We start from the raw sequence: 26,368 nt of genomic DNA on the forward strand, positions 1-26,368 counted from the left end.
CAATCTGTATTTGGCGCTCGTTATTTTTCTTCCGCCCGCCATACTGCCGACATGAAAAAACAACAGGGCTATACGCTCATTGAAACGGTGGTCGCGATGTCGCTCATTATCATTCTCAGCGCCACAGGACTTTATGGCTGGCAACGCTGGCAGCAGCAACAGCGCCTGTGGCAAACCGCATGTCAGGTGCGGGATTACCTGCTGCAACTTCGTGAGGATGCTCACTGGCATAACCGCGATCACATTCTTCGCGTGGTCAGCGAAGGCGGTTCATGGTGCTTTGTCAGCTCTGTTGCTACGCAAACATCGTGTACGCCATCTTCCCCCTTTGTGTTTACGCCCGACTGGCGTGATGTCGTCCTTGCCGATATCACGCCGTCGTTAGCCTTCTTTGGCTTGCGCAATACGGCATGGGCAGGGCACATCGTACTGAAAAACGCTGCCGGAGAGTGGCGTCTGGTCGTCTCCTCCTGGGGGCGAATCAGGCTATGCGAGCGTAACGAGGCCGCCACGTGTCAATAACCACGCGGGGGTTCTCGCTACTGGAGGTCGTGCTGGCGATGGCGATAGGTTCCATTTTACTGCTTGGGTCCGCACGATTTTTACCGGCGCTACAGCGTGAGATCTGGCACAACACGCGACAGTTATCGCTGGAAGATGAAATCTGGCAGCGAACCTATACCGTAGCGAAGCATCTTCAACGTGCGGGTTACTGTCATGGCCACTGTATTGGCGAAGGGTTACATCTTGCCGAACAGGGGCAATGCGTCATCGTTCAGTGGGACGGGAATAATAACGGTGTCTGGGATACCATACCGGCGAAAGAGGCCGACCAGACCGGGTTTCGTGTGAAGGATAACGTTCTGGAGACATTACGCGGAGCAACATCTTGCCAGGGTAAGGGATGGGAAAAAATGACCGATCCCAATACGGTACTCATCACGGCGTTTACCGTTGAGCGCCGGGATATAACGGGATTCTCGCCAGTGCTCATGCTGCATCTGCGCGGCGCCAGCAAAGCCGAGCCTCAGACGGTTATTGACGCGCAATACAGCGTAACGGGATTTAATCTGTGAATCGGGAACGTGGCGCTTCTTCGCTAATACTGGCGCTTTTAATACTGATTCTGGGCAGTCTGCTACTGCAAGGCGTAAATCAGCAGCAGGCCAGCTATGCCACCCGCGTGACGACGCAGAGCCTGGCGATACAACGCCAGGCGCTCGTACAGTCGGCGCTGGAATGGGGGCGGGGGCAGCTATGGTCAGGCGTAACCGAAATGGAATGTCGGCGCTATTCCTCTTCAGGAGCGAGAGTCTGTTTGCGGAGGTTACCGGGGGATGAGGTGGTGATGGCGGCGCAAGATGACAGCATGACGTTATGGCGTTTGGGCAACGTCATTCAGGGAAGCATTGTCTTTTCTCCCCACGGCTGGAGCGATTTTTGTCCGTTAAAAGAGGTGGCGTTATGTCGCATCCCCTGAATTTACAACGCGGGTTTAGCCTCCCGGAAGTTTTAGTGGCGATGGTTCTAATGGTAATGATCGTCACCGCGCTGTCAGGCTATCAGCGGGTATTAATGCACAGTTTTGCATTACGACACCAGTATCTTCAGATCTGGCGGCAGGCGTGGCAGCAAACGGCGCTGTATCCATTTTCGCCTGCTGAAGGCTGGAAGGCCAACCGGATGCAGACAACGCAATCGGGATGTGTCAGCATCAGCGTCACGATGGTTTCACCCTCTGGCAGGCAGGGGCAGATGACGCGCTTGCATTGTCCAAATCGTTAATCGTCAGGAGTAATTATGTTAAGGGTCTACCACTCCAATCGTCTGGATGTGCTGGAAGCGTTGATGGAATTCATCGTCGAACGCGAGCGGCTGGATGATCCCTTTGAACCAGAAATGATTCTGGTACAAAGCACGGGTATGGCGCAGTGGCTGCAGATGACCCTTTCACAAAAGTTTGGTATTGCGGCGAATATCGCTTTTCCGTTACCGGCGAGTTTTATCTGGGAGATGTTTGTCCGCGTGTTGCCGGATATCCCCAAAGAAAGCGCTTTCAGCAAACAAAGCATGAGCTGGAAACTGATGACCTTGCTGCCGCAGTTGCTGGATAAGGATGAGTTTGTACTGCTGCGCCATTATCTGACCGACGACACCGATAAACGCAAACTCTTTCAGCTTTCCGCGCGCGCCGCCGACCTGTTCGATCAGTATCTGGTTTATCGGCCTGACTGGCTTACGCAGTGGGAAGCGGGAAAAACCGTGGAAGGTCTGGGAGAGGCGCAAAACTGGCAGGCGCCGTTGTGGAAAGCATTGGTGGAATATACCGCCGCGCTGGGGCAGCCGCGCTGGCATCGCGCCAATCTCTACCAACGCTTTATTCAAACGCTGGAAAGCGCGACCGCCTGCCCGCCAGGGTTGCCGTCCCGCGTTTTTATTTGCGGCATTTCCGCGTTACCGCCAGTGTATCTCAGAGCATTGCAGGCGCTGGGTAAACATATTGAAATCCATCTCCTTTTTACTAATCCGTGTCGGTATTACTGGGGGGATATTAAAGACCCAGCCTGGCTGGCAAAACTCATGGCTCGCCAGCGTCGTCACAGTTTTGAAGACCGTCATTTACCGTTGTTCCGTGAAAACCAGAATCCGGAAGCCTTATTTAACAGCGACGGTGAACAGGATATCGGTAATCCGCTACTGGCCTCATGGGGAAAACTGGGACGGGATTATATCTACCTGCTATCTGAACTGGAAAACAGCCAGGAGCTGGATGCGTTTGTTGATATTACGCCAGATAATCTTTTGCATCGGATTCAGGCGGACATCCTTGAACTGGAAAGCCATGCGGTGGCGGGCGTAAATCTTGAGGAGTATTCGCGCAGCGACAATAAGCGTCTGCTCGATCCCGAGGATAACAGCCTCTCTTTTCACGTTTGTCACAGCCCGCAGCGCGAGGTGGAGATACTGCACGATCGCCTGCTGGCGATGCTGGAAGCCGATCCGACACTAACGCCGCGCGACATTATCGTTATGGTGGCTGATATTGACAGCTATAGCCCGTTTATCCAGGCGGTGTTTGGTAGCGCGCCAACGGAGCGCTATCTGCCTTATGCCATTTCCGATCGGCGGGCGCGTCAGTCACATCCGGTGTTACAGGCATTTATCAGCCTACTTTCGTTACCGGACAGCCGCTTTGTCTCCGAGGATGTTCTGGCGTTGTTAGACGTACCGGTATTGGCTGCCCGCTTTACGATCAACGAAGAAGGGTTGCGTTATTTGCGCTTGTGGGTCAATGAGTCAGGCATTCGCTGGGGAATTGACGATGACAACGTACGCGAGCTGGAACTTCCTGCCACGGGGCAGCATACGTGGCAATTTGGCCTGACGCGTATGCTGCTGGGGTATGCGATGGAAAGCGCCCAGGGCGAGTGGCAGTCGGTTCTGCCTTATGACGAATCCAGCGGTCTGATTGCTGAGCTGGTCGGGCATCTGGCTTCGCTGCTGATGCAGCTTAATATCTGGCGGCGCGGTCTGGCGCAGGAGCGACCGCTGGAAGAGTGGCTGCCCGTTTGTCGCGATATGCTCAATGATTTCTTCCTGCCCGATGCGGACACGGAAGCGGCAATGACATTGATTGAACAGCAGTGGCAGGCCATTATCGCCGAAGGCGTCGCGGCGGAATATGGCGACGCGGTACCGATTTCGCTACTGCGGGATGAACTGGCGCAGCGTCTGGATCAGGAACGTATTAGCCAGCGCTTCCTGGCGGGCCCCATCAATATTTGTACGCTGATGCCGATGCGTTCCATTCCGTTTAGAGTCGTTTGCCTGCTGGGAATGAACGACGGCGTATACCCGCGCCAGCTTGCGCCGTTGGGCTTTGACCTGATGAGCCAAAAACCCATGCGCGGGGATCGTAGCCGTCGCGACGATGACCGCTACCTGTTTCTGGAAGCGTTAATCTCGGCGCAGCAGACGCTGTATATCAGCTACATCGGTCGCTCCATCCAGGATAATAGCGAACGCTTTCCCTCTGTACTGGTGCAAGAATTGGTGGATTACATCGGACAAAGCCACTATTTGCCGGGCGACGAAACGCTGACCTGTGATGAGAGCGAAGCACGAGTCAAAGCGCATATTACGCGTCTGCATACCCGTATGCCTTTTGATGCGCAAAATTACCAACCCGGCGAACAGCAAAGTTATGCCAGAGAGTGGTTGCCCGCGGCGAGTCAGTCGGGAAAAGCGCATTCTGACTTTGTGCAGCCGCTTCCTTTTACGATGCCGGAAACATTGACTCTGGAAAGTCTGCAGCGTTTTTGGGCCCATCCGGTACGCGCATTTTTTCAGATGCGGCTTCAGGTTAATTTCCGCTCGGAAGAGAGTGAGATTCCTGATGCGGAACCGTTTGAATTAGAGGGATTGACGCGATATCAACTTAACCAACAGTTGCTCAATACGCTGGTTGAAGAGGACGACGCCGAACGCTTGTTCCGCCGTTTCCGGGCTGCGGGAGAGTTGCCTTACGGCGCGTTTGGCGAAATATTCTGGGATGCGCAATGTCAGGAGATGCAGCAACTGGCAAGCCGGGTCATCGCCTGCCGTAAGCCGAGCCAAAGCCTGGAAGTGGATCTGCTTTGCAATGGCGTTCAGCTAACCGGCTGGCTGCCGCAGGTACAGGAGGATGGATTATTGCGCTGGCGTCCCGCTTTAATCAGCGTGGCGCAAGGTGTGCAACTTTGGCTGGAACACCTTGTCTATTGTGCCAGCGGCGGGAGTGGCGAAAGTCGCCTGTTTTTGCGCAAAGAGGGAGAGTGGCGATTTCCGCCTCTTGATAAAACGCAGGCAATGGCTTACCTGGCGCAACTGATTGAAGGCTACCGGGAAGGCATGTCTTCTCCGCTATTGGTACTGCCGGAAAGCGGCGGCGCATGGATAAAAGCCTGTTATGACGCTGAAAATGATGTCATGTTAGACGACGATGACACCTTACAGAAGGCCAGAACAAAGTTTCTACAGGCTTATGAAGGCAACATGATGGTGAGCGGCGAAGGCGAAGATATCTGGTATCAACGTCTTTGGCGTCAGCTGGAATCTGAAACGTTGCAGGCTATCATTGCGCAGTCACGGCATTACCTGTTACCGCTGTTTCGTTTTAATCAGTCTCGTTGATTGTATGAAAATCGCGCCATTAAAAGGCTTCGACTATGATGCGCTCTTCGTCACGGACTGATTACTGATAAAAAAATGCTGCCTGGTTCAGCACAATAATATCCCGTTCCGCTCAGGTCGATGGTTTACGTGACCATACAGATGAGTGGGAATGAAAGTTAATGATGAGGTCCGTGAATGCCCCGCAGCACCTGGTTCAAAGCGTTATTGTTATTGGTCGCCCTCTGGGGGCCTGCAGTTCAGGCGGATATCGGTTGGCAACCGCTGCAAGAAACTATCCGTAAAAGCGATAAAGATACCCGGCAGTATCAGGCGATACGTCTTGATAATGACATGGTGGTGTTGCTCGTATCCGATCCGCAGGCTGTAAAGTCGCTTTCAGCGTTAGTGGTGCCCGTTGGATCGCTTGAAGATCCTGAGGCTCATCAGGGGCTTGCTCATTATCTTGAGCATATGTGCCTGATGGGGTCAAAAAAATATCCGCAGGCGGATAGCCTTGCCGAATACCTTAAAAGACATGGCGGTAGCCACAACGCCAGCACCGCGCCTTATCGAACAGCCTTCTACCTGGAGGTTGAAAACGACGCGCTTCCAGGTGCCGTAGATCGACTGGCCGACGCCATTGCCGCGCCATTGCTCAATAAAAAGTATGCCGAACGCGAACGAAACGCGGTGAATGCCGAGCTGACGATGGCGCGCACCCGCGACGGTATGCGTATGGCGCAGGTAAGCGCCGAAACCATTAACCCGGCGCATCCAGGCTCGCACTTTTCTGGCGGCAATCTGGAAACGCTAAGCGATAAGCCGGGAAATCCGGTGCAACAGGCGTTGATCGCTTTTCATGAAAAATACTATTCATCTAATCTGATGAAGGCGGTGATTTACAGTAATAAACCCTTGCCGGAACTGGCGAGTATTGCCGCCGCAACCTATGGTCGCGTGCCGAATAAACAGATTAAAAAACCGGAAATTACCGTACCTGTCATCACCGAGGCGCAGAAGGGCATCATTATTCATTACGTGCCGGCGCTACCGCGTAAAGTGCTGCGCGTGGAGTTTCGTATTGATAACAATAGCGCGCAGTTCCGTAGCAAGACCGATGAACTGGTCTCTTATCTGATTGGCAATCGTAGCCCGGGGACGCTCTCTGACTGGCTGCAAAAACAAGGACTGGTCGAAGGTATTAGCGCGGATTCCGATCCGATTGTTAATGGTAACAGCGGCGTATTTGCCATTTCGGCAACGCTGACTGATAAAGGTTTGGCCAATCGTGATGAAGTCGTCGCAGCTATCTTTAGCTATCTCAATACGTTACGTGAAAAAGGGATAGATAAACGTTACTTTGACGAGCTGGCGCATGTGCTGGATCTCGACTTCCGCTATCCGTCGATTACCCGCGATATGGACTATGTCGAGTGGCTGGCGGACACTATGATCCGCGTCCCGGTAGCGCATACGCTGGATGCGGCGAATATCGCCGATCGTTACGATCCTGCCGCTATCAAAAATCGCCTGGCGATGATGACGCCGCAGAATGCGCGCATCTGGTACATCAGTCCCCAGGAACCCCATAATAAGATTGCGTATTTTGTGGATGCGCCTTATCAGGTCGATAAGATTAGCGAACAGACGTTTAAAAACTGGCAGCAAAAAGCACAGGGCATTGCGTTGTCGCTGCCGGAGTTAAACCCCTATATTCCTGATGATTTTTCGCTTGTTAAGAATGACAAAAACTACGTGCGGCCAGAACTGATTGTCGATAAAGCGGATTTGCGCGTGGTTTATGCGCCGAGTCGTTATTTCGCCAGCGAGCCAAAAGCTGACGTGAGCGTGGTATTGCGTAACCCGCAGGCGATGGACAGCGCCCGCAATCAGGTACTGTTCGCCCTTAATGATTATCTGGCGGGAATGGCGCTCGATCAGCTCAGCAACCAGGCGGCAGTGGGCGGCATTAGCTTTTCCACTAACGCCAACAATGGTCTGATGGTCACTGCGAACGGTTATACCCAGCGTTTGCCGCAGCTTTTCCTGGCGCTGCTGGAAGGATATTTTAGCTACGACGCCACGGAGGAACAGCTGGCGCAGGCGAAATCCTGGTATACGCAGATGATGGATTCTGCGGAGAAGGGAAAAGCCTACGAACAGGCGATTATGCCGGTGCAGATGATTTCGCAGGTGCCTTATTTTTCCCGTGATGAACGTCGCGCTTTGCTGCCGTCCATTACGTTAAAAGAGGTGATGGCCTATCGTAATGCGTTAAAAACGGGCGCTCGTCCGGAATTTCTGGTTATAGGGAATATGAGCGAAGCCCAGGCGACCTCTCTGGCGCAAGATGTCCAAAAACAGCTCGCGGCGAACGGATCGGCGTGGTGTCGTAACAAAGACGTGGTGGTTGAGAAAAAGCAGTCCGTAATATTTGAAAAAGCGGGCAGTAGCACCGACTCCGCGTTAGCAGCGGTCTTTGTCCCGGTCGGCTACGACGAGTACGTCAGCGCCGCCTACAGCGCGATGTTAGGTCAGATTGTTCAACCGTGGTTTTACAATCAGCTACGAACCGAAGAGCAACTGGGATACGCTGTTTTCGCCTTTCCGATGAGCGTTGGCCGTCAGTGGGGAATGGGATTCCTGCTACAGAGCAACGATAAACAGCCCTCTTACCTGTGGCAACGCTATCAGGCATTTTTCCCTGACGCCGAGGCGAAGCTGAGGGCGATGAAGCCGGAAGAGTTCGCCCAAATTCAGCAGGCGATCATTACGCAAATGCGCCAGGCGCCGCAAACGTTGGGCGAAGAAGCATCCCGTTTAAGCAAGGATTTCGATCGGGGTAATATGCGCTTTGACTCGCGTGATAAAATCATCGCTCAGATAAAATTGCTGACGCCACAAAAGCTTGCCGATTTCTTCCACCAGGCGGTGGTGGAACCACAAGGTATGGCAATATTGTCACAGATTGCCGGTAGCCAGAATGGAAAAGCAGAATACGTGCATCCGACAGGCTGGAAAGTGTGGGATAACGTCAGCGCTTTGCAGCAAACGTTACCTCTAATGAGCGAAAAGAATGAATGATGTCGCCGAGACTCTTGATCCTCTGCGCTTGCCCCTTACAGGCGAGCGTTTGATTGAAGCATCAGCGGGCACAGGCAAAACGTTTACTATCGCGGCGCTGTATCTGCGGCTACTGCTCGGTTTAGGCGGCAGCACCGCATTTCCCCGTCCGTTGACCGTTGAAGAACTGCTGGTGGTAACCTTTACGGAGGCCGCCACTGAAGAGCTGCGTGGGCGCATCCGCAGTAATATCCATGAGTTGCGCATCGCCTGTCTGCGGGAAAGCACGGATAATCCGCTGTATGCCCGCTTGCTGGAAGAAATTAGCGACAAAAAGCAGGCCGCGCAGTGGTTATTACTGGCAGAACGACAAATGGACGAGGCCGCGGTCTTTACCATCCACGGTTTTTGCCAGCGTATGCTCAGCCTGAACGCTTTCGAATCCGGTATGTTGTTTGAGCAACAGCTTATTGAAGACGAATCTTTGTTGCGTTATCAGGCCTGCGCCGATTTCTGGCGGCGTCATTGCTATCCGCTGCCGCGCGACATCGCGCAGGTGGTGTTTGACGTGTGGAAGGGACCGAAGGCGCTCTTAAAGGATATCGATCGTTATCTGCAGGGCGAAGCGCCGGTCATTAAAGCGCCGCCATCGCAGGAGGAGACGCTGGCATCGCGTCATGAACAGATCCTGGCGCGCATCAACCAGGTGAAGCAGCAGTGGTGTGAGGCGGTTAGCGAGCTGGACGCGCTGATCGAATCATCCGGCATCGATCGCAGAAAGTTCAACCGCGGCAATCAGGCGAAATGGATCGAAAAGATCACCGCGTGGGCGCAAGAAGAGACGAAAAACTATCAATTACCCGAGGCGTTGGGAAAATTTTCACAGCGTTTTTTAGCTGAGCGCACCAAAGCTGGCGGCGTGACGCCCCAGCACCCATTGTTTGTCGCCATTGATAACCTGTTGGGCGAACCGCTATCGATTAAAGATCTGGTTCTTACCCGAGCGCTATCAGAGATCCGTGAAACGGTGGCTCAGGAAAAACGCCGGCGCGGCGAGCTGGGGTTTGACGATATGCTCAGCCGTTTAGATACCGCGCTGCGTAGTGAAAGCGGCGAGGCGCTGGCTGCGGCGATTCGTACCCGTTTTCCGGTGGCGATGATCGATGAATTTCAGGATACCGACCCACAACAGTACCGTATTTTTCGCCGTATCTGGCGACATCAACCCGATACGGCGCTATTGCTGATTGGCGATCCTAAACAGGCGATTTATGCGTTTCGTGGCGCGGATATCTTCACCTACATGAAGGCTCGCAGCGAAGTGAGCGCGCACTATACGCTTGACACTAACTGGCGCTCCGCGCCGGGGATGGTGAATAGCGTTAACAAGCTGTTCAGTCAGATGAACGACGCCTTTATGTTCCGCGATATTCCCTTCAGTCCGGTAAAGTTTGCGCCCAGAAACCAGTCGCTGCAATTTAAAGTGAATGACGCGCCTCAACCGGCGATGACCCTGTGGCTAATGGAGGGGGAAAGCTGCGGTTCGGGCGATTATCAAAGTTATATGGCGCAGGTGTGCGCCACGCAAATTCGCGACTGGCTGCGTGCCGGGCAAACGGGCGACGCGCTGCTGACGAACGGCGATTCGTCGCGGCCCGTTCGTGCCTCGGATATCAGCGTGTTGGTGCGCAGCAGGCGGGAAGCCGCGCTGATACGGGATGCGCTGACCTTACTGGCGATCCCCTCCGTCTATCTTTCTAACCGCGACAGCGTATTCGAAACGCTCGAAGCGCAGGAGATGCTGTGGGTGTTGCAGGCGGTGATGGCGCCCGAACGTGAGAATACGCTGCGTAGCGCTTTGGCGACATCAATGATGGGCCTTACCGCGCTGGATATCGAAACGCTTAACAATGATGAAAATGCGTGGGATGCGGTTGTCGAAGAGTTTGATGGCTACCGACAGATTTGGCATAAACGCGGCGTGATGCCTATGCTGCGCGCGCTAATGTCGGCGCGCAATATTGCTGAAAACCTGCTGGCGACGGCGGGAGGCGAACGTCGGCTGACGGATATTTTGCATATTAGCGAGCTGTTACAGGAAGCCGGTTCGCAGCTGGAAAGCGAACATGCGCTGGTGCGTTGGCTGGCGCAGCATATCCTTGAACCCGATAGCAATGCTTCCAGCCAGCAACTACGTCTGGAAAGCGATAAGCATCTGGTGCAAATCGTCACCATTCATAAATCGAAAGGTCTGGAATACCCGCTGGTCTGGTTACCTTTTATCACCCATTTCCGCGTGCAGGACCAGGCTTTTTATCACGACAGGCACTCCTACGAGGCGGTGCTGGACCTTAGTCACGCCGAAGAGAGCATAGCACTGGCGGAAGCCGAACGCCTGGCGGAAGACCTGCGCCTACTTTATGTCGCGCTGACCCGTGCAGTGTGGCATTGCAGCCTCGGCGTCGCGCCGCTGGTGCGGCGTCGTAGCGATAAGAAAGGAGAGACGGATGTGCACCAAAGCGCGCTTGGGCGACTCCTGCAAAAAGGCGAACCGATGGATGCCGCAGGCCTTCGCGCCTGTATTGAGGCGCTATGCGACGAGGATATCGTGTGTCGAACGCCAGGCAATACGGATAACGACCGCTGGCAAATTGCCGCTGCATCGCACGCGGAACTCAGTGCCAGAACGCTGCAACGCCTGCTTTATGATAGCTGGCGCGTCACCAGTTATTCCGGTTTGCAGCAGCGGGGACATAGCGTGGCGCAAGATCTTATTCCTCGTCTCGACATTGACGCCGCAGGCGTTGGCGAAGCGGCGGAAGCGCCGGCAATGACGCCGCATCACTTTCCTCGCGGGGCATCGCCGGGAACATTTTTGCACAACCTGTTTGAAGAGCTTGATTTTACTCAACCGATAAACCCCCAATGGGTACAGGAAAAACTGGAGCTGAGTGGTTTTGAGACGCGATGGGAGCCCGTACTTACCCGCTGGCTGGACACCGTGTTGCACGTTCCCCTTAACGAGACGGGCGTTAGTCTGAGCGTGCTGACCGAGCGTGAAAAACAGGTCGAAATGGAGTTTTATCTGCCGATTGCCCAGCCGCTTACCGCCGGAGAGCTGGATGCGTTGATTCGTCGATACGACCCGCTTTCAGCAGGTTGCCCTGCGCTGGATTTCATGCAGGTTCGCGGCATGTTAAAGGGCTTTATCGACCTGGTTTTTCGTTATGAGGGGCGCTATTACCTGCTCGACTATAAATCTAACTGGCTGGGCGAGGATAGCGCCGCTTATACCCAGGCGGCGATGGCTACGGCGATGCAGGCGCATCGCTATGATTTGCAGTACCAGCTTTATACGCTGGCATTGCATCGTTACCTTCGTCATCGCATGGCGAATTACGACTATGAACGCCATTTCGGCGGCGTCATCTATCTCTTTTTACGCGGGGTGGATAGCGAACGTCCGCAGCAGGGTATTTTTACCACTCGCCCTGCGGCGGCGTTAATTAACCAACTGGATGATATGTTTGCAGGTGAAATGAGTGAGGAGGCGCAATGACAATCCAGGAGCGGTTGCTGGAGGCCGTTGAACAAAAACTCTTACGGCCCATTGATGCCCAGTTTGCTTTAACCGTCGCCGGTAACGACGATCCCGCCGTGACGCTGGCGGCAGCGCTGCTTAGTCATGACGCAGGTGAAGGTCACGTGTGTCTGCCGTTGTCGCGTTTAACGTTAACGGAGGAGGCGCATCCCTTACTGGTCGCCTGTATAAGCGAAACGGCTACGCCAATCGACTGGAAAAAGCGGTTACTGGCGTCTGCGGCGGTTAGCTGCGGCGATAGCCCCGCGCCGTTAATTCTGTGCGGCGAGCGTCTCTACCTGAATCGCATGTGGTGCAACGAACGTACGGTTGCGCGCTTTTTTAACGAGGTTAACCAGGCCATCGCCGTAGATGAAGATCAGTTATCCCGTATTCTGGACGCGCTATTCCCTCCGACAGACGAGGTGAACTGGCAAAAGGTGGCCGCCGCCGTAGCGCTAACTCGCCGTATCTCCGTGATTTCAGGCGGTCCCGGCACCGGTAAAACCACCACCGTCGCGAAGCTGCTGGCGGCATTAATTCAAATGGCGGATGGCGAACGTTGCCGTATCCGGCTGGCAGCGCCGACCGGGAAAGCGGCCGCACGCCTGACGGAGTCGCTCGGCGCGGCGTTGCGTCAGCTTCCACTTACCGATGCGCAGAAAAAGCGTATACCGGAGGACGCCAGTACGCTGCACCGACTGCTAGGCGCACAGCCCGGCAGCCAGCGATTACGCCATCATGCGGGCAACCCGCTACATCTGGACGTGCTGGTGGTCGATGAAGCATCAATGATTGATTTGCCGATGATGTCACGTTTGATTGACGCTCTGCCGCCGCACGGGCGGGTCATTTTTCTTGGCGATCGCGATCAGTTGGCATCCGTTGAGGCGGGCGCTGTGTTGGGCGATATTTGCGCCTATGTCAACGCAGGGTTTACGGCGGAACGCGCCCGACAGCTAAGTCGACTCACTGGTAGCGCCATTCCGGCGGGGGCCGGAACGCAAGCCGCATCTTTACGCGATAGCCTCTGTTTGTTGCAAAAGAGCTATCGTTTCGGCAGCGATTCTGGCATCGGCAAGCTGGCGGCGGCAATTAACTGCGGCGACAGGTCGGCAATCCAGGCTGTTTTTCAGCAGGGGTTTAGCGATATAGAGAAGCGTACATTGCAAAGCAGCGACGATTATGCCGGGATGCTGGATGAAGCGCTGGCGGGCTATGGTCGCTACCTGCGGTTGCTGCATGAAAAAGCGACGCCGGAGGCAATCCTTCAGGCTTTCAATGAGTATCAACTGCTTTGTGCGCTGCGCGAAGGCCCATTTGGCGTGAGGGGATTGAATGACCGCATTGAGCAGGCGATGGTGCAGCAACGAAAAATTCAGCGGCACCCGCATTCTCGCTGGTACGAAGGGCGTCCGGTAATGATTGCGCGCAACGATAGCGCGTTGGGGCTATTTAACGGCGATATTGGTATTGCGCTCGATCGCGGGCAGGGGTTACGCGTCTGGTTTGTGATGCCGGACGGCACGATCAAGTCCGTTCAGCCCAGCCGTCTGCCGGAACATGATACAACCTGGGCGATGACGGTACATAAATCACAGGGGTCTGAATTTGATCACGCCGCGCTGATTTTACCCAGCCAGCGTTCGCCGGTCGTGACGCGGGAGCTGGTGTATACCGCTGTTACGCGAGCGCGGCGGCGGTTATCGCTGTATGCCGATGAACGGATCCTGGCAGGCGCGATTGTGACGCGTACGGAGCGGCGCAGCGGGCTAGCCACCTTATTTGATGAAGTCAGTCGTACCGGATAAGACGAGTTCTCGCCGGATGGCGACGCGTAGCGTCTTATCCGGCCTCCAAATGATGCTTTCGAGCGTAGGCCTGATAAGCGCAGCGCCATCAGGCCTCCCTCGTTACCCTAAATCCGCCATCAGCACCTTTGAACGTCGCTGATAGTTATACATTTTTTTCTTGCTCTCAGGCAGTAACTCAATATCGACAGGCGTGAAACCGCGCTCCTGGAACCAGTGAATACTGCGCGTCGTCAGCACAAACAATTTACGCAGCCCCATTTGCCGCGCCTGGGCGGCAACCCGCTCCAGAAGCACTTCTCCACGCGATGAGCTGCGGTAATCCGGATGTACCGCTACGCAGGCCATTTCGCCTATTTTCTCTTCCACAAAAGGATACAGCGCCGCGCAGGCGATAGTCATATTATCGCGCTGAATAATGGTAAATTTATCGATCTCCATCTCCAGTTGTTCACGGGAACGGCGTACCAGAATGCCCTGCTGTTCCAGTGGGCGGATAAGCTCCAGAATACCGCCAATATCGTTGATGGTAGCGCGGCGGATCTGCTCGGCGCTCTCCATGACGATCTGCGTACCGATACCGTCACGCGAGAACAATTCCTGTAATAGCGAGCCATCTTCCTGATAGCTGATCAGATGGCAACGACGAACGCCGCTACGACAGGCTTTTACCGCGCCGCGCAAAAAACGTACGGTTCCGGAGTTGTAATCGCCCTGCGCTTCCAACTCTTCCACCCGCGCCTGTGCTTCATTCGGGAAGAGTTCAGAAATGATGCCGCCCTCGCTATTGGTAACGCCCTGAGAAGAACAGAAACCGATCATTTTTTCCGCTTTCAGTTTAACGGCGAGTTGAGTGGCAATCTCTTCTGAGGTCAGATTAAAACTTTCGCCGGTCACTGAGACGGCGACCGGCCCCATCAGAACGATCGCGCCGTTATCCAACTGGCGGTTGATCGCATCTTCATCAATGCGCCGGATACGGCCGCTATGACAGTAGTCCACGCCATCATCAACGCCCAGCGGCTGCGCAATGGTGAAATTGCCGCTGACGACATTAATGTGCGCGCCCTGCAACGGCGTATTGTTCAGACTCATCGACAGACGGGCGGTAATATCAAGCTGGAGTAAACCGGCGGCCTGTTTCACCAGCTCCAGTGCTTTGGCGTCCGTCACCCGCGTGTTTTTGTGGTAAATCGGTTCATGATGATGCGCGGCCAGATTGGCGTCGATTTGCGGTCGCGCGCCATACACCACGACAAGGCGAATACCGAGGCTATGCAGTAGCCCGATATCGCTAACGATGCTGGAAAAATTGTCATGCTCAATGGCTTCGCCGCCGAGCATAATGACAAAGGTTTTTCCGCGATGGGTGTTGATATAGGGAACTGAATGGCGAAACCCTTCTACCAGTTCGGTTTTACGTTCCTTTATCATTGCGCGCCCCACTAGTGAATTATTATTCGAAATTAGTGTATTTTTATTCTGTTTTTGCCCTCTGTGCAAGCGTAAATTTTATGCGGTCCGATCGCTTTTCTTAGTAATGCCGTGAATATAAAAAGAATGTTTACCCTTTTATAGATGACAGATTATGCGTCATTCGCTAAAGTTTCCGGTCAATTTGGATGAACTTTGTATGATCTCTATTTAGTTTTTGCTCGGGAGAAGCATGTCGGGAGCCAATTCAGCAATCAGCCGTCGCCGTTTACTACAAGGCGCGGGCGCCATGTGGCTATTAAGCGTGAGCCAGGTCGGGCTGGCTGCCGTAAGCCAGGTCGTTGCGGTGCGTATCTGGCCTGCGTCCAGCTATACCCGCGTCACGGTAGAGTCGAATCGTCTGCTGAAATATAAACAATTTGCCTTAAGTAACCCGGACCGCGTGGTAGTAGATATTGAGGATGTGAATCTGAACTCGGTGCTTAAAGGCATTGGCGCGCAGATTCGCAGCGACGATCCGTATATCAAATCCGCAAGGGTAGGGCAGTTTGATCCTAAGACTGTGCGTATGGTCTTTGAGCTAAAACAAAACGTGAAGCCGCAGCTATTTGCGCTGGCGCCTGTGGCAGGCTTTAAAGAACGTCTGGTGATGGATCTTTATCCTGCCAATGCGCAGGATATGCAGGATCCGCTGCTGGCGCTGCTGGAAGACTACAATAAAGGCGATCTGGATAAACAGGTGCCGCCTTCGCAAAGCGGGCCGCAGCCCGGTAAAGCGGGGCGCGATCGTCCCATTGTCATTATGCTTGATCCGGGACACGGCGGCGAAGACCCCGGCGCGATAGGCAAATACAAAACGCGTGAAAAAGACGTGGTGCTCCAGATAGCCCGCCGCCTGCGCGCGTTGATCGAAAAAGAAGGCAACATGAAGGTCTATATGACGCGCAATGAAGACATCTTCATTCCGTTAAAAGTCCGGGTGGCGAAAGCGCAGAAACAGCGCGCCGACCTGTTTGTCTCTATTCATGCGGATGCCTTCACCAGCCGGCAGCCTAGCGGTTCATCCGTATTCGCGCTATCGACCAAAGGCGCCACCAGTACCGCGGCGAAATATCTGGCGCAAACGCAGAACGCCTCGGACTTAATTGGCGGCGTGAGCAAAAGCGGTGACCGTTATGTCGACCATACGATGTTCGATATGGTGCAATCGCTGACCATTGCCGATAGTTTGAAATTCGGTAAAGCGGTGTTGAAGCAGCTTGGTAAAATTAATGACCTGCATAAAAACAAGGTCGAGCAGGCGGGGTTTGCGGTGTTAAAGGCGCCCGATATTCCGTCTATTCTGGTCGAGACGGCGTTTATCAGTAACATTGAAGAAGAACGCAAGCTCAAGACCGCGACGTTCCAGCAACAGGTCGCAGAGTCGATTCTGGCGGGCATTAAAGCGTATTTTGCCGATGGGGCGACGCTGGCGAGAAGAAGTTAACCTGAGATGACGGCGAGTTTATTGCGCGGGTAAGTAGGATGCTGCCCGCACTGTCGTTGCGGACCAGACGACAGATACAAAAAAACACCCGTAAGGGTGTTCATTAAGTTGGTTGCGGGGGCCGGATTTGAACCGACGACCTTCGGGTTATGAGCCCGACGAGCTACCAGGCTGCTCCACCCCGCGTCCGTCTAAACTTGCATTCTCATTGTAATTGGTTGCGGGGGCCGGATTTGAACCGACGACCTTCGGGTTATGAGCCCGACGAGCTACCAGGCTGCTCCACCCCGCGTCCGTGGATGCGCACTATACTCCGCTGAGCTTTTGTTGCAACCCTTTTTTCATATAAATCGCTAATTTCTCATGAATTGCGCAAATACACCGCAGATAGCACGATTTTTAAACGAATTTACATAATGAGATCGCGATCGCATTTCATTACTTCGGACGGTTTGTTATCTTCACCGGGCACTTTCGATTACGCAGAAGACGAGACACCATGAAAGGACGTTGGGCAAAATATGTGGCGACAGGCGTAATGCTGGCAATGCTGGCTGCCTGTTCATCAAAACCGACCGATCGCGGTCAGCAATATAAGGACGGGAAATTTACCCAGCCCTTCTCCCTGGTAAACCAGCCGGACGCAGTGGGCGCGCCGATTAATGCTGGAGACTTTGCCGAGCAGGTCAACCAGATCCGTTCCGCGTCGCCGCGTTTATACACCAATCAAAGCAACGTCTATAACGCTGTCCAGAACTGGTTACGTTCCGGAGGCGATACGCGCACTATGCGTCAGTTTGGTATCGATGCCTGGCAGATGGAAGGCACCGACAACTACGGTAACGTCCAGTTCACGGGCTACTATACGCCCGTCGTTCAGGCTCGCCATACGCGCCAGGGCGCGTTCCAGTATCCTATCTATAGTATGCCGCCAAAACGCGGACGCTTACCGTCCCGCGCTCAGATCTACGCAGGCGCGCTGAGCGATAAGTACATCCTGGCCTGGAGTAATTCGCTGATGGATAACTTTATTATGGATGTCCAGGGCAGCGGTTATATTGATTTCGGTGACGGTAGTCCGCTGAACTTCTTTAGTTATGCCGGTAAAAACGGCTGGCCTTATCGCAGTATTGGTAAAGTGCTTATCGATCGCGGTGAAGTGAAAAAAGAAGATATGTCGATGCAGGCTATACGCGAATGGGGAGAGAAGCACAGCGAAGCGGAAGTGCGTGAATTACTGGAGCAGAACCCGTCGTTCGTCTTCTTTAAGCCGCAATCTTTTGCGCCGGTCAAAGGCGCCAGCGCTGTACCGCTGATTGGGCGAGCATCCGTCGCCTCCGACCGCAGCATCATTCCGCCTGGCACGACCTTGTTGGCGGAAGTACCGTTGCTGGATAACAACGGTAAATTTAGCGGTCAGTATGAGCTACGTTTGATGGTCGCACTGGATGTCGGCGGAGCGATTAAAGGCCAGCACTTTGATATTTACCAGGGAATTGGCCCGGATGCCGGGCATCGTGCCGGATGGTATAATCACTATGGTCGCGTCTGGGTGTTAAAAAGCGCGCCGGGCGCCGGTAACGTGTTTAGCGGCTGATTGTGGTATTCTGCGACAACCGGATTGCCCGATAACGCGATCGCTATCGGGCCTGAAAATAGTGAGCAGGGGTGAGGAATAACCTCACCTTTTTTTATTCTGAGGTCATATGTCAGTGGTGATAAGTGATGCCTGGCGCCAACGCTTTGGCGGCACCGCGCGTCTGTACGGTGAAAAAGCGCTGCAGCGGTTTGCTGAGGCGCATATCTGCGTCGTGGGAATCGGCGGGGTGGGATCATGGGCGGCAGAGGCGCTGGCGCGTACGGGCATCGGCGCGATTACGCTGATTGATATGGACGATGTCTGCGTGACCAATACGAACCGTCAGATCCATGCGTTGCGTGATAACGTCGGGTTGGCGAAAGCGGAAGTGATGGCCGAACGGATTCGGCAAATTAACCCGGAGTGCCGGGTAACGGTTATCGATGATTTCATCACGCCGGATAATGTGGCGGGTTATATGAACGCGGGTTTTACCTATGTCATTGACGCCATTGACAGCGTTCGTCCAAAAGCCGCGCTGATTGCGTACTGTCGCCGATATAAGGTTCCTTTAGTGACCACAGGCGGCGCGGGCGGGCAGATCGATCCGACGCAAATCCAGGTCGCTGATTTGGCGAAAACTATCCAGGATCCGCTGGCGGCAAAACTGCGTGAGAGATTGAAACATAATTTTGGCGTAGTGAAGAACAGTAAAGGTAAACTGGGCGTGGACTGTGTTTTTTCCACCGAAGCGCTGGTTTACCCACAGGCGGACGGTTCCGTATGCGCGATGAAAGCTACCGCAGAAGGGCCAAAACGGATGGATTGCGCCTCTGGCTTCGGCGCGGCGACGATGGTGACGGCAACGTTCGGTTTTGTCGCCGTTTCCCATGCGCTGAAGAAGATCATGGCTAAAGCGGCGCGACAAGAATAAAAGGACGGGGCGGAGTGTCACGCAGACGCGTATCCGGCCCTGCGCCCTTCGTTAGCGAAAGAAGCGCTGTACCCTGCCGAACACCGGTTTCAGACGGGCGCGGAGATAATGGGAATATAAATTTTCAGATATGCATAGAAACAACCCGAACCATACTGCACAAAAGCAGAGCAGTTCCGCGTAATTAATGTGCTCGCCAAATATCATAATGGCAAGTAAGAACTGTAAAGACGGCTCTATATATTGCGCCAGTCCGGTGACAATCAACGAGGTGTGATTTAACGCGATGGCAAATAATACCAGTGGAATGATCGTCACTGGCGCCGTCATGACATACAAAAAGAAAGGAGTATTAGCGGATATAATTGGTCCAGTATCGCTAAAGAGAAAAATTAATAGTGAGACAGGCAATGCCCATAATGTTTCAATCGTTATCGATGTCATCACATCATAATGTATAAACTTTCGCGCCAGGCCATATAGCGCAAATGATAATCCCATGGTTAGCGCCAGCGCCGGGAAATGCCGTAGCATGATAATTTGAAAAGTCAGGCCGCAGACACCGGAAAAAACGGCGATGGCCTGAAACAACGACAGTTTTTCTTTAAGAAAAATGCATCCCAGCGCAATAACAAATAGCGGGTTGATAAAATAGCCGAGGCTGGCATCAAGCACCAGATGATGGGTTAGCGCATAAATAAAAGATGACCATGATACAATCATCAAAAGTCCGGCGATCATGCAGAAGAAAAAGGATTTTTTATCTTTCCAGACATCATGAAATCGCGTTCGCTGCCGAAATAAGAACCTTACTGCCAGTAATAATGGAATTGACCAGAATACCCGGTATATCAATATTTGTGCGAGGTTCCCCCCTGATAAATATTGATAGTATAAAGGTGTTAACCCCCATAATATAAATGCCAGCACCACAAACATGGTACCGTTACGCAGATATTTTTCCACTTATCCATATCCTGTTATAACTTCACCCGATGCGTATGAATTTTCCAGTTCTCCTGCTACGCTACATCGAGTGGCTTTATTTACTCTAAAATCTTCACGCCGTTTTAACATGGATTCTAACATTGTAATTTCATTGTGATAGCTGATAAAAATCAAAAGAATGTTTATCAGGGAAATCTGACGCCGAAACTAATAAAGTGACTGGATTATTTTATCTGCATCGCCTGACCGCCGCGGACGGCGCTGTCAGGCGACAGAATATTTACGCTATTTCAACCCTTATGCGTTGCGGCAACAATCGCTTCGCTCAGCGCGTTCAGCCCCTGACTGCGTGAGGCGCTAAGCTGGGCGCGTAAACCCAGCTCATCAAACAGCGCCAGCGGTGAACGAGCCTGTAATTCGGCGGCGTTTTTTCCTTCCACTGCGGTGAGCAATACCGCCAGCAGGCCGCGGGCAATCCGCCCCTCACTGTCGCCGAAAAAGTGCATCGTTCCGTTATCTGACTGGGTAAAGCCCAGCCAGACGCGGTTCTCGCAGCCGGCTATCTCTTTCGCCTGCGCTTTGCATTCATCCGGCAGAGCGGGGAGCTGTTTTCCTAACAGAATCAACTGACGATATTTATCCTCCCACTGGGTCAGCGGGAGAAAGATAGCGCGTAACGTCTCTTCCGTTACCGTTGTGCCGAACGGGTGTCCGGTATAAAGAGGGTTTGTCATTAATCCACCAGCAGTTCCAGCGCGCGGTCAACGGCGTTAACCAACGCATCCACATCATGTTGGGTATTATACGGCGCAAAAGAGGCGCGCAGAGTCCCTGTGACGCCAAGTTCCGCCAGCAATGGCTGGGCGCAATGTTGCCCGGCCCGGAGCGCAATACCGTATTCCGCCAGCAGCGTCACCATATCGCCGTGGTGCACGCCGACAAAATCAAAGGCCAGCAGGCTGGAGTCCTGGCAGCGGAACGAACGAAAGCCCGGACGTTTCGCCAGTGCGTCTTCCGCCAGCGTCGCCAACCCCCGGCTCCAGTTTTCGGCCTGTTCAATATCGATATCGGACAGCCATTCCAGCGCAGCGCTCAGGCCGATGACCCCGGCGACGTTCGGCGTCCCCGCTTCCAGCTTCCAGGGAGCGCTTTGAGTGGTGAAGCCTTCAAAGCTAACGTCACGGATCATCTTGCCGCCGCCGAGCCAGGGCGACATCGCCTCAAGAAGCTCCGGCTTACCGTACAGCACGCCGATACCGGTCGGGCCATACAGTTTGTGAGCGGAAAAAGCATAAAAATCGATATCAAGCTGCTGGACATCCGCCGGGAAGTGTACCGCGCCTTGCGCGCCATCTACCATCACGACCATTCCCGCTGCGTGAGCGGTGCTGATAGCGCTTGCGAGATCCGGGCAGCCGCCCGTTACGTTCGACATTTGCCCCAGCGCCAGAATCCGGCTGCGCGACGTGATCAGTTCCGGCAGACGCTCAACATCAGGAAGACGTCGGTCATTAAGCGGCAGTTTTATGACCTGCGCGCCGGTTTGTTGCGCCACCATCAGCCAGGGCACAAGGTTGGCGTGATGCTCGGCGACGCTAACGATAATTTCATCGCCGGGGCGCAGACGAGGACGGGCGTAACACTGCGCCACCATGTTGATCGCTTCGGTGGTGCCGCGTGTCCAGACGATACTTTTTTCATCGGGCGCGTTTAACAGCCGCGCTGCTTTTGCTCTGGCCGCTTCATATTGCGCCGTCAGGCGCTGCGCCTGCGCAAACTGGCTACGATGAACGTTACCGGCGCTCAAACAATAAAACTGGTGCGTGGCGTCAATGACTGCCTGTGGCTTTAATGCCGTGGCGGCGCTATCGAGATAAACACCCGCATCGGCTAGCGCGGGAAACTGCGCGCGAAACTGCGTGGGATTAAAAGCGTTCATGATATTCCTCGGTTCAGTTTACCGATCGTGGCGTAAAAGCGCGGCTGATACAAGGTTTGTCCTAACCATCGGAATCGTCTGTATATCCTGGCGAATTATGTAAAGGAGGTTATGCTGAATAATGTTAGGCGAATGTTTAAGCCTGTTACGGAGTCCGCTTTAAATAGCACAAACAGCTTTAAGGAGAAGAAGATGAAAAAGACTGCCGCAATTATCTCTGCATGTATGCTGACTTTTGCCCTGAGCGCCTGTTCCGGTCCTAATTACGTTATGCACACCAATGATGGACGTAGCATTGTGACCGACGGTAAACCCCAGACCGATAACGATACCGGTATGATTTCGTATAAAGACGCTAATGGCAACAAACAGCAGATCAATCGTACTGACGTGAAAGAGATGGTGGCTCTGGAAAACTAACCGTTTGTTATACAAAAAAAAGCACCGCAATATGGCGGTGCTACATTAATCACTATGGACAGACAGGGTAAATGTACAGGAAGTGAAAAAGGGTAGTCTCGCTACCGTGGTCTGAATCGCAGACCAATTGCAAACACAACAACACAACATCACAACCGTAAGCCAAAAGCCCATCAGAACACGCATTCCGATAAAACTTTTCGTTCCGGCTCAGGAAGTGCCGCCACTATAGGTATTTGCTGGTAGAACCTCAACGGACAATTTATAATGTCTCAGATTAAAAAAACTAATAGGTTACATATTGTTACCTATTTGTTAAATTCATTCGACATTAAGTCCAGAGGCCATGTCAAAACGATTACCTCCTTTAAATGCGTTACGCGTTTTTGATGCTGCCGCGCGCCATTTGAGCTTTACGCGAGCAGCGGAAGAACTTTTTGTGACGCAGGCCGCAGTAAGCCACCAAATTAAGTCACTTGAGGATTTTTTGGGGCTAAAACTGTTCCGCCGCCGCAATCGTTCGCTGCTACTGACGGAAGAAGGCCAAAGCTATTTTCTCGACATTAAAGAGATATTTTCCCAGCTCACGGAAGCAACGCGTAAGCTCCAGGCGCGCAGTGCCAAAGGGGCGCTGACGGTGAGTTTACCGCCCAGTTTTGCCATCCAATGGCTGGTGCCCAGGCTCTCCAGCTTTAACTCAGCTTATCCGGGAATTGACGTTCGGATACAAGCCGTTGACCGTCAGGAAGATAAACTGGCAGACGATGTCGATGTCGCGATTTTTTATGGCCGGGGAAACTGGCCGGGCTTGCGCGTCGAAAAATTATACGCAGAATATTTACTGCCCGTCTGTTCTCCTTTATTACTCACAGGCGAAAAACCGTTAAAAACGCCGGAAGATCTGGCGAAACACACGTTATTGCACGATGCCTCCCGGCGTGACTGGCAGGCCTATACTCGTCAGTTAGGGCTCAACCATATTAACGTTCAGCAAGGGCCGATATTTAGCCACAGCGCGATGGTGCTACAGGCCGCTATTCACGGACAGGGGATCGCGCTGGCGAATAATGTTATGGCTCAGTCGGAAATTGAAGCCGGGCGACTGGTGTGTCCATTTAACGATGTTCTGGTGAGTAAGAATGCTTTTTATCTGGTTTGTCATGACAGCCAGGCAGAACTGGGTAAAATAGCCGCCTTCCGTCAGTGGATTTTGGCGAAGGCGGCGACGGAGCAAGAAAAATTCCGTTTTCGTTACGAACAATAATTAACTTAGGGTATGACCATGACCAGCCGTTTTATGCTGATTGTCGCCGCTATCAGCGGTTTTATTTACGTTGCTCTGGGCGCGTTCGGGGCGCATGTTTTGAGTAAAACCCTGGGCGTGGTTGAAATGGGCTGGATTCAGACCGGCCTGCAATATCAGGCGTTCCATACGCTGGCGATCTTTGGCCTGGCGGTGGCGATGCAGCGCCGTATCAGCATCTGGTTTTACTGGAGCAGCGTTTTTCTGGCGCTGGGCACGGTGCTGTTTAGCGGCAGTCTGTACTGCCTTGCGCTTTCGCATCTGCGCCTGTGGGCGTATATCACGCCTGTCGGCGGCGTCAGTTTCCTGGTGGGCTGGGCGCTATTGCTGATTGGCGCCATTCGTATGAAACGTAAGGGCGCGAGCCATGAATAAAGTTGTATTGCTCTGCCGTCCGGGGTTTGAAAAAGAGTGCGCTGCAGAAATTACCGATAAAGCGGGAAAACGGGAAATATTTGGTTTTGCACGCGTAAAAGAGAACGCAGGCTATGTCATTTATGAATGCTACCAGCCGGAAGATGGCGAAAAGCTGATTTCAGAGCTGCCGTTCAGTTCGCTGATTTTCGCCCGCCAGTGGTTTGTGGTGGGTGAACTGCTGCAACATTTACCGCCGGAAGACAGAATTACGCCGATTGTCGGCATGTTGCAGGGCGTAGTGGAAAAGGGCGGCGAGCTGCGAGTTGAAGTCGCCGACACCAATGAAAGTAAAGAACTGATGAAGTTCTGCCGCAAATTTACGGTGCCGCTGCGCGCGGCTTTGCGTGATGCGGGCGTATTGACGAATTATGAAACGCCGAAGCGTCCGGTCGTTCATGTCTTTTTTATCGCGCCAGGATGCTGCTATACCGGTTATTCGTTCGCGCATAACAATTCACCGTTTTATATGGGCATCCCGCGTTTGAAGTTTCCGTCTGATGCGCCGAGCCGCTCAACGCTGAAACTGGAAGAGGCGCTCCACGTTTTCATCCCGGAAGATGAGTGGGATGAACGTCTGGCGAACGGCATGTATGCGGTGGATTTGGGCGCCTGTCCCGGCGGATGGACGTACCAGTTAGTGAAGCGCAATATGTGGGTTTACTCCGTAGATAACGGCCCGATGGCGCAAAGCCTGATGGACACCGGACAGGTGACCTGGTTGCGTGAGGATGGCTTCAGGTACCGTCCGAACCGGAATAATATTTCATGGATGGTCTGCGATATGGTGGAGAAGCCGGCCAAAGTCACCGCGTTAATGGCGCAGTGGCTGGTGAACGGCTGGTGCCGGGAGACGATTTTTAACCTTAAACTGCCGATGAAAAAACGCTATGAAGAGGTATCGCATAACCTGGCGTATCTTCAGGCGCAGTTGGATGAGCATGGCGTTAATGCGCAGATCCAGGCGCGTCAGCTTTATCACGATCGCGAAGAAGTGACGGTACACGTGCGTCGGTTGTGGGCGGCTGTTGGCGGGCGTCGCGACGAGCGATAAAAACGCGCTGCCGTCATCCGGCGCGTCATCAGCGCCGGATGACGCACGCTTATCCGGCCTATGACTGCGGCGCATCTGAAACAATATGCGTCACGTCATCCAGATGGCCGATGCGCGCCTCTCCTGAACGATTAAATTTACTTTTATCAATCAATAATAAAGCCTGCGAGGCACGCCTGAGCAGGATAGATTTAAAATCGGCGTTGATCGCATTGGAGTCCCACAGATCGCCGCCGCCGTCGATCCCCTCACAGGAAAAGATGAACAGATCGATATCAAGCGATTTTAGCTGTGAGATAAGCGACGGATTAACATAACAGCCATATTTACGTTCAAGCTGGCCGCCGGAACTTATCAGCGTAATGCGTTCGCGTTTTCCCAGCTCCTGACAGATAGGATGGCTATTGGTAAAAACCTGAATGGGAATATCCGGCAACTGGCGGGCCAGATACCAGCAGGTTGAACTGGCATCCAGCGCAATCGTCATTCCTTCTTCTATCCACGCTAACGCTTCACGGGCAATATCGGCTTTGTGCGCATAATGGCTTTTCAGGCGGATATGGAATGGATCGCCGCTGTCCTGATTTTCACGATGAATATATTTAGCTCGTCCGTGATTACGCAGCACTTTTCCCTGCGTCTGTAGTTCACTGAGATCGCGGCGGATGGTCTCTTTACTGACGTTAAGCCGGGTGGCCAGCGCTTCGGTGGTCAGACTTTTATGATTGATCAGCAGATCGACTATCGCTTGTTGGCGTGCCGCTTTCATTTTTCTCACCCCATCATTCGATGAACGCCCGCGTCATGCGGGCGCACCGGCAAGAGATTACGGCGTTACCCCTTTTTTTAAAAGAATATTTCCGTACTTCGCGCACTCACCTGTGATAACGATCGCAAACGCTTTTTGCGCCCGCTCATAAAACGCATAACGGTCGATACGAACGATATCCGGGCACGGCGCTTCTAATGACAAAGCATCGCGATAGCGCGCTTCAACGCTGGGGTCGAGCGTGTCGCCTTCCACGGCGGCCATCATTACCAGCGGCGGGGCGTAGCTATCCAGCTCAAAGAGCGGAATAATTGCCCGCAGTAGATCGCTGACGCTAAGACCATCGGCGCGAATCACCTGTGGGCCCAGGCTATGCGCGGGAAAGTGAGCGTCGGAAAAAATGATTTCGTCCCCGTGGCCCATCTCGGCCAGCACTTTGAGCAGTGTCGGGGAAATTAACGGTGAAATGGTTTTTAGCAT

The 26,368-nt window shown here is 53.4% G+C and carries 21 protein-coding genes and 2 tRNA genes; 15 read left to right on the forward strand and 8 right to left on the reverse strand.

Features of this window, described 5'->3' with window-relative positions:
• Positions 1-51 precede the first annotated feature (51 nt).
• From J1G48_RS04205 to recD, 8 genes are all read left to right on the forward strand, one after another.
• Complete coding sequence (locus J1G48_RS04205) at positions 52-522, forward strand: prepilin peptidase-dependent protein (RefSeq protein WP_000744668.1); 471 nt, start codon at positions 52-54, stop codon at positions 520-522.
• Positions 513-1,076: a prepilin peptidase-dependent protein gene (locus J1G48_RS04210; RefSeq protein WP_000029153.1), complete on the forward strand. Its 564-nt coding sequence runs from the start codon at positions 513-515 to the stop codon at positions 1,074-1,076. Before J1G48_RS04205 ends, J1G48_RS04210 begins: the two co-directional genes overlap by 10 nt.
• A complete protein-coding gene (locus J1G48_RS04215) occupies positions 1,073-1,480 on the forward strand; it encodes a DUF2509 family protein (protein WP_001078539.1) in 408 nt (135 codons plus the stop codon). The genes J1G48_RS04210 and J1G48_RS04215 overlap by 4 nt, the downstream gene beginning before the upstream one ends.
• Entirely contained in the window at positions 1,465-1,785 is a 321-nt protein-coding gene (locus tag J1G48_RS04220) for a prepilin-type N-terminal cleavage/methylation domain-containing protein (RefSeq protein WP_000019294.1), read from the forward strand. The genes J1G48_RS04215 and J1G48_RS04220 overlap by 16 nt, the downstream gene beginning before the upstream one ends.
• A gap of 15 nt (positions 1,786-1,800) precedes the next feature.
• Positions 1,801-5,172, forward strand: a complete 3,372-nt coding sequence (gene recC, locus J1G48_RS04225) for an exodeoxyribonuclease V subunit gamma (protein ID WP_000946832.1) — start codon at positions 1,801-1,803, stop codon at positions 5,170-5,172.
• Positions 5,173-5,349: 177 nt separating this feature from the next.
• Positions 5,350-8,238: a pitrilysin gene (ptrA, locus tag J1G48_RS04230; protein ID WP_001138256.1), complete on the forward strand. Its 2,889-nt coding sequence runs from the start codon at positions 5,350-5,352 to the stop codon at positions 8,236-8,238.
• Positions 8,231-11,776 (forward strand): exodeoxyribonuclease V subunit beta, encoded by a 3,546-nt coding sequence (recB, locus tag J1G48_RS04235; protein ID WP_001000558.1) that lies wholly within the window; start codon positions 8,231-8,233, stop codon positions 11,774-11,776. The genes ptrA and recB overlap by 8 nt, the downstream gene beginning before the upstream one ends.
• A complete protein-coding gene (gene recD / locus J1G48_RS04240; RefSeq protein WP_000155128.1) occupies positions 11,773-13,608 on the forward strand; it encodes an exodeoxyribonuclease V subunit alpha in 1,836 nt (611 codons plus the stop codon). Before recB ends, recD begins: the two co-directional genes overlap by 4 nt.
• Positions 13,609-13,710: 102 nt before the next feature.
• Here the strand turns inward: recD and argA are convergent, their stop codons facing one another.
• Complete coding sequence (gene argA / locus J1G48_RS04245) at positions 13,711-15,042, reverse strand: amino-acid N-acetyltransferase (protein WP_000588964.1); 1,332 nt, start codon at positions 15,040-15,042, stop codon at positions 13,711-13,713.
• Positions 15,043-15,274: 232 nt separating this feature from the next.
• Here argA and amiC point away from each other — a divergent pair, with 232 nt between their 5' ends.
• Positions 15,275-16,528 (forward strand): N-acetylmuramoyl-L-alanine amidase AmiC, encoded by a 1,254-nt coding sequence (gene amiC, locus J1G48_RS04250; protein WP_000011919.1) that lies wholly within the window; start codon positions 15,275-15,277, stop codon positions 16,526-16,528.
• 109 nt (positions 16,529-16,637) lie between these two features.
• Here the strand turns inward: amiC and J1G48_RS04255 are convergent.
• Positions 16,638-16,714: transfer RNA gene (locus tag J1G48_RS04255), tRNA-Met, on the reverse strand.
• Between the two features lie 29 nt (positions 16,715-16,743).
• Positions 16,744-16,820 (reverse strand) — tRNA-Met (locus J1G48_RS04260).
• A gap of 207 nt (positions 16,821-17,027) precedes the next feature.
• Here J1G48_RS04260 and mltA point away from each other — a divergent pair.
• Together mltA and tcdA are read left to right on the forward strand one after the other, a co-directional pair.
• Positions 17,028-18,125 carry a murein transglycosylase A gene (gene mltA / locus J1G48_RS04265; RefSeq protein ID WP_000678626.1) on the forward strand — a complete coding sequence of 366 codons (1,098 nt, stop codon included), beginning with the start codon at positions 17,028-17,030 and terminating at the stop codon, positions 18,123-18,125.
• Between the two features lie 109 nt (positions 18,126-18,234).
• Positions 18,235-19,041, forward strand: coding sequence for a tRNA cyclic N6-threonylcarbamoyladenosine(37) synthase TcdA (gene tcdA, locus J1G48_RS04270; protein ID WP_000117748.1), 807 nt, complete (start codon positions 18,235-18,237; stop codon positions 19,039-19,041).
• A gap of 51 nt (positions 19,042-19,092) precedes the next feature.
• Here tcdA and rarD read toward each other — a convergent pair whose 3' ends face one another.
• The 3 genes from rarD to csdA all read right to left on the reverse strand — a co-directional run bounded on the left by rarD (position 19,093) and on the right by csdA (position 21,928).
• Complete coding sequence (gene rarD / locus J1G48_RS04275) at positions 19,093-19,980, reverse strand: EamA family transporter RarD (protein WP_001752699.1); 888 nt, start codon at positions 19,978-19,980, stop codon at positions 19,093-19,095.
• A gap of 299 nt (positions 19,981-20,279) precedes the next feature.
• Positions 20,280-20,723 (reverse strand): cysteine desulfurase sulfur acceptor subunit CsdE, encoded by a 444-nt coding sequence (csdE, locus tag J1G48_RS04280; RefSeq protein ID WP_000184194.1) that lies wholly within the window; start codon positions 20,721-20,723, stop codon positions 20,280-20,282.
• Positions 20,723-21,928 (reverse strand): cysteine desulfurase CsdA, encoded by a 1,206-nt coding sequence (gene csdA, locus J1G48_RS04285; protein WP_000991056.1) that lies wholly within the window; start codon positions 21,926-21,928, stop codon positions 20,723-20,725. Before csdA ends, csdE begins: the two co-directional genes overlap by 1 nt.
• 192 nt (positions 21,929-22,120) lie before the next feature.
• Here csdA and J1G48_RS04290 point away from each other — a divergent pair, with 192 nt between their 5' ends.
• The 4 genes from J1G48_RS04290 (at position 22,121) to rlmM (ending at position 25,119) form a co-directional block, all read left to right on the forward strand.
• Complete coding sequence (locus tag J1G48_RS04290; protein WP_000750393.1) at positions 22,121-22,348, forward strand: YgdI/YgdR family lipoprotein; 228 nt, start codon at positions 22,121-22,123, stop codon at positions 22,346-22,348.
• A gap of 346 nt (positions 22,349-22,694) precedes the next feature.
• Positions 22,695-23,612, forward strand: a complete 918-nt coding sequence (gcvA, locus tag J1G48_RS04295; RefSeq protein WP_000044409.1) for a glycine cleavage system transcriptional regulator GcvA — start codon at positions 22,695-22,697, stop codon at positions 23,610-23,612.
• A gap of 18 nt (positions 23,613-23,630) precedes the next feature.
• On the forward strand, positions 23,631-24,026 hold the full coding sequence (locus J1G48_RS04300; RefSeq protein WP_000203913.1) for a DUF423 domain-containing protein: 396 nt from the start codon (positions 23,631-23,633) through the stop codon (positions 24,024-24,026).
• Positions 24,019-25,119: a 23S rRNA (cytidine(2498)-2'-O)-methyltransferase RlmM gene (gene rlmM, locus J1G48_RS04305; RefSeq protein ID WP_001045494.1), complete on the forward strand. Its 1,101-nt coding sequence runs from the start codon at positions 24,019-24,021 to the stop codon at positions 25,117-25,119. The genes J1G48_RS04300 and rlmM overlap by 8 nt, the downstream gene beginning before the upstream one ends.
• 58 nt (positions 25,120-25,177) lie before the next feature.
• On the opposite strand, the gene fucR is transcribed toward rlmM, so the two are convergent.
• Positions 25,178-25,888, reverse strand: coding sequence for an L-fucose operon activator (gene fucR, locus J1G48_RS04310; RefSeq protein WP_000642332.1), 711 nt, complete (start codon positions 25,886-25,888; stop codon positions 25,178-25,180).
• 57 nt (positions 25,889-25,945) lie between these two features.
• Complete coding sequence (fucU, locus tag J1G48_RS04315; protein ID WP_000920848.1) at positions 25,946-26,368, reverse strand: L-fucose mutarotase; 423 nt, start codon at positions 26,366-26,368, stop codon at positions 25,946-25,948.

This window comes from Salmonella sp. SAL-020, assembly GCF_017372215.1.
In the GTDB taxonomy this organism is placed as follows: Bacteria; Pseudomonadota; Gammaproteobacteria; order Enterobacterales; family Enterobacteriaceae; genus Salmonella; species Salmonella enterica.

Excerpts from the sequence above, each read along its gene's own strand:
- csdA (WP_000991056.1), bottom strand. The coding sequence starts at position 21,928 with ATGAACGCTTTTAATCCCACGCAGTTTCGCGCGCAGTTTCCCGCGCTA.
- ptrA (WP_001138256.1), top strand. The coding sequence starts at position 5,350 with ATGCCCCGCAGCACCTGGTTCAAAGCGTTATTGTTATTGGTCGCCCTC.
- rlmM (WP_001045494.1), top strand. The coding sequence starts at position 24,019 with ATGAATAAAGTTGTATTGCTCTGCCGTCCGGGGTTTGAAAAAGAGTGC.
- recB (WP_001000558.1), top strand. The coding sequence starts at position 8,231 with ATGAATGATGTCGCCGAGACTCTTGATCCTCTGCGCTTGCCCCTTACA.
- csdE (WP_000184194.1), bottom strand. The coding sequence starts at position 20,723 with ATGACAAACCCTCTTTATACCGGACACCCGTTCGGCACAACGGTAACG.
- mltA (WP_000678626.1), top strand. The coding sequence starts at position 17,028 with ATGAAAGGACGTTGGGCAAAATATGTGGCGACAGGCGTAATGCTGGCA.
- amiC (WP_000011919.1), top strand. The coding sequence starts at position 15,275 with ATGTCGGGAGCCAATTCAGCAATCAGCCGTCGCCGTTTACTACAAGGC.
- J1G48_RS04220 (WP_000019294.1), top strand. The coding sequence starts at position 1,465 with ATGTCGCATCCCCTGAATTTACAACGCGGGTTTAGCCTCCCGGAAGTT.
- fucU (WP_000920848.1), bottom strand. The coding sequence starts at position 26,368 with ATGCTAAAAACCATTTCACCGTTAATTTCCCCGACACTGCTCAAAGTG.
- J1G48_RS04205 (WP_000744668.1), top strand. The coding sequence starts at position 52 with ATGAAAAAACAACAGGGCTATACGCTCATTGAAACGGTGGTCGCGATG.
- gcvA (WP_000044409.1), top strand. The coding sequence starts at position 22,695 with ATGTCAAAACGATTACCTCCTTTAAATGCGTTACGCGTTTTTGATGCT.
- recD (WP_000155128.1), top strand. The coding sequence starts at position 11,773 with ATGACAATCCAGGAGCGGTTGCTGGAGGCCGTTGAACAAAAACTCTTA.
- J1G48_RS04300 (WP_000203913.1), top strand. The coding sequence starts at position 23,631 with ATGACCAGCCGTTTTATGCTGATTGTCGCCGCTATCAGCGGTTTTATT.
- fucR (WP_000642332.1), bottom strand. The coding sequence starts at position 25,888 with ATGAAAGCGGCACGCCAACAAGCGATAGTCGATCTGCTGATCAATCAT.
- rarD (WP_001752699.1), bottom strand. The coding sequence starts at position 19,980 with ATGTTTGTGGTGCTGGCATTTATATTATGGGGGTTAACACCTTTATAC.
- tcdA (WP_000117748.1), top strand. The coding sequence starts at position 18,235 with ATGTCAGTGGTGATAAGTGATGCCTGGCGCCAACGCTTTGGCGGCACC.
- recC (WP_000946832.1), top strand. The coding sequence starts at position 1,801 with ATGTTAAGGGTCTACCACTCCAATCGTCTGGATGTGCTGGAAGCGTTG.
- argA (WP_000588964.1), bottom strand. The coding sequence starts at position 15,042 with ATGATAAAGGAACGTAAAACCGAACTGGTAGAAGGGTTTCGCCATTCA.
- J1G48_RS04290 (WP_000750393.1), top strand. The coding sequence starts at position 22,121 with ATGAAAAAGACTGCCGCAATTATCTCTGCATGTATGCTGACTTTTGCC.